We start from the raw sequence: 3,196 nt of genomic DNA, 5'->3' as shown, positions 1-3,196 counted from the left end.
TCGACCTCGCGCTGCACGCCGGCAACCAGCTCGACGCGCCCCACGTCGAGGAACTCACCCTCGAAGCGCCACTGGCACTGCCCGAACAGGGCACCGTCCTGGTCCAGTTGGTCGCCGCAGCTCCTGACAAGCACGGCCGCCGGGCTCTGACAGTCCACTCCCGGCCGTCCGACGAATACACCTGGACCCGCCACGCCACCGGCATCCTCACCTCCGAGAGCACGATCCCCGTCGGCCCGGACAGCCCCGCCTGGCCGCCGGCCGGGGCCACTCCCGTCGACGCCACCGGCCTCTACGCCCAACTCGCCGCCGTCGGCCCCGAATACGGCCCGGTGTTCCAGGGCCTGCAAGCCGCCTGGCGCGACGGCGACACCCTCTACGCCGACATCGCGCTCCCCGAGGGCACGGACACCACCGGCTTCGGCATCCACCCCGCACTGCTCGACTCCGCCCTGCACCTCATCGCGCTGCGGGCGATCACCCAGGGCGCGGCCGACCAACTCGGCCTGCCGTTCGCCTGGAACGGCGTGAGCCTGCACGTCGAGGGCGTGACGACGGTACGGGTACGGCTGGAACCGGCCGGTCCCGACGCGGTGGCGCTCACCCTGACGGATCCGTCCGGCGCCGTGATCGCCACCGTGGCCGGCCTGACGCTCCGCCAAGTCACTGTCGAGCAGCTGACCGCCGCGCGCGGCACCACCTCCGACAACGACGCGCTGTTCACCACCGGCTGGATGCCCGTTTCGAGTGAAGCGGCGGTGCCGAGCACCGAGGGCTGGGTCTTCCTCGATGACGAGTCGCCGGCCGGCACACGCCTGGCCGCCCTCCAAGTGGCGACAGCCGCAGGCGCGCCGATCCCGCAGACGGTGATTGCCCCGGTCACCGCCACCCGCGGCGATGACCTGGCGGCCGACGCCCACACCGTGACCCGGCAGACGCTGGCCCTGCTCCAGGACTGGCTCGCCGGACCGGTTCGTCCTCGCCGACCTCGATGACACCGACGCCTCAGCGGCAGCCCTCCCGGCCGCCCTGGCCACCCGCGAGCCCCAACTCGCCCTCCGCAACGGCACGATCACCGTCCCCCGACTCGCCCGGGTCCCGTCGGCCGCCACCGCCACCGCCGGCACCGACACCGGCACCGGGCTCAACCCCGAAGGCACCGTCCTGATCACCGGCGGCACCGGCGTCCTGGCCGGCCTGGTCTCCCGCCACCTCGTCACCGAACACGGCGCCCGCCACCTGCTGCTGACCAGCCGCCGCGGCCCCGACGCCGAAGGCGCCCTCGAACTCGAAGCCGAACTCACCTCCCACGGCGCCACCGTCACCATCACCGCCTGCGACACCGCCGACCCCGACGCGCTGGCCGGCCTCATCACCGGCATCCCCACCGAACACCCGCTCACCGCCGTCATCCACACCGCCGGCGTCCTGGACGACGGCACCCTCACCACCCTCACCCCCGAACGCCTCGACGCGGTGCTCCGCCCCAAGGTCGACGGCGCCTGGAATCTGCACCGCCTCACCGCCGACCTCGACCTGGCCGCCTTCGTCCTCTTCTCCTCGGCCGCAGGCACCCTCGGCGCGCCAGGCCAGGCCAACTACGCCGCCGCCAACACCTTCCTCGACGCCCTCGCCACCCACCGGCACACGAACGGCCTCCCGGCCACCGCACTGGCCTGGGGACTGTGGGCGCCCAGCGGCGGCATGGGCGGCACGCTGGAAGCCACCGACCTGGCCCGGCTCAATCGCGGCGGCATCGCCCCGCTCGCCCTGGACGAGGGTCTGGCACTGCTCGACACCGCCGTCGGCCTGGGCCGCCCGGCGCTGGTCGCCGCCAAGCTGAACCTGACCGCGCTGCGCGGACAGGCGGCAGGCGGCACGCTCCCGCCGGTCCTGCAGGGGCTGGTCCGTGTTCCGGCCCGCCGGTCCGCCGGTTCCCGCGGCGCCGCCTCCGCCATGGCGCTGACCGGTCGGCTCGCGGGCTTGTCCCGCGCCGAGCGTCTGACGGCGGTACGGGATCTCGTACTCGCCAATGTGGCGGAGGTATTGGGCCACGGCACGGCCGGCGCCGTCGACAACGACCGGGGCTTCCTGGAGTTGGGCTTCGACTCGCTCACCGCGGTCGAGCTGCGCAACCGGCTGATCGCGGCCACCGATCTGCGCCTTCCCACCACCTTGATCTTCGACTACCCGACGCCCAGCGCCCTCAGCGCCTACCTGGACGCCGAGTTGGCGCCCGCCGGGTCCGGCGGTTCGGCGGACGGCGCCGATCCGGACTCCGACGAAACCAGGATCCGCGCCGCGTTCGGCTCCATCCCCCTCACCCGGATCCGGGACGCCGGCCTGCTGGACGTCCTGCTCCAACTCGCCGGAGCCGACCTCGGCTCGGCACTCGACGGCGGCGACAACGGCGAGGCGAACGTGGAACTCATCGATGCGATGGACGCCGACGACCTGGTCCGTATGGCACTCGACAACACCAACTCGTGACTGACGGCCCGACCCGCGGAGCGACTCCCATGACCACGTCCACCCAGCAAGTCGTCGAAGCGCTGCGTACGTCCCTCAAGGAGACCGAGCGGCTGCGGCAACAGAACCAGGCGCTCACCACGGCATCCCGGGAGCCGATCGCGATCGTCGGCATGAGCTGCCACTACCCCGGCGGTGTCCGCTCGCCGGAGGACCTGTGGCGACTGGTCGCCGACGGCGCCGACGCCAGGCGATCGACCCGCAGCAGCGGCTGCTGCTGGAGACCGCCTGGGAGGCGTTCGAACGGGCCGGCATCGAGCCCGGGTCGCTGCGCGGCAGCCAGACCGGTGTCTTCACCGGCGTCATGTACAACGACTACGGCTCCCGGCTGATGAGTCAGGCGCCCGCCGGATTCGAGGGCTACATCGGCACGGGTAGCGCAGGCAGTGTCGCCTCCGGCCGGCTGTCCTACACCTTCGGCCTCGAAGGCCCGGCGGTCACCGTCGACACCGCCTGCTCGTCCTCGCTGGTCACGATGCACCTGGCCACTCAGGCACTGCGCAACGGCGAGTGCACGCTCGCTCTCGCGGGCGGCGTGACGGTGATCGCCACGCCGGGCCTGTTCGTGGAGTTCAGCCGGCAGCGCGGCCTGTCCGTGGACGGCCGTTGCCGGGCCTTCGCGGCCGGCGCGGACGGTACGGGCTGGGGCGAGGGTGTCGGCCTGGTG

The 3,196-nt window shown here is 73.0% G+C and carries 2 protein-coding genes and 2 pseudogenes; all 4 read left to right on the top strand.

Going from position 1 to position 3,196, the window contains the following annotated elements; all coding sequences use genetic code 11:
• Positions 1–995: polyketide synthase dehydratase domain-containing protein (locus tag OO69_RS49745; RefSeq protein ID WP_199811176.1), on the top strand; the 995-nt coding region annotated here is incomplete at its 5' end.
• A gap of 22 nt (positions 996–1,017) precedes the next feature.
• Positions 1,018–1,632: pseudogene (locus OO69_RS54045) on the top strand (beta-ketoacyl reductase); the annotation flags it as partial.
• Positions 1,633–1,704: 72 nt separating this feature from the next.
• Positions 1,705–2,490, top strand: a complete 786-nt coding sequence (locus OO69_RS54040; RefSeq protein ID WP_420707980.1) for a beta-ketoacyl reductase — start codon at positions 1,705–1,707, stop codon at positions 2,488–2,490.
• A pseudogene (locus tag OO69_RS48025) lies at positions 2,487–3,196 on the top strand (beta-ketoacyl synthase N-terminal-like domain-containing protein); the annotation flags it as partial. The gene OO69_RS54040 and the pseudogene OO69_RS48025, both read left to right, overlap by 4 nt.

This window comes from Streptomyces sp. NRRL F-525 (assembly GCF_000716605.1).
GTDB lineage: Bacteria > Actinomycetota > Actinomycetes > Streptomycetales > Streptomycetaceae > Streptomyces.
The sequence above is the reverse complement of the archived record's forward strand: the minus strand, read 5'-3'. Positions and strand labels throughout refer to the sequence as shown.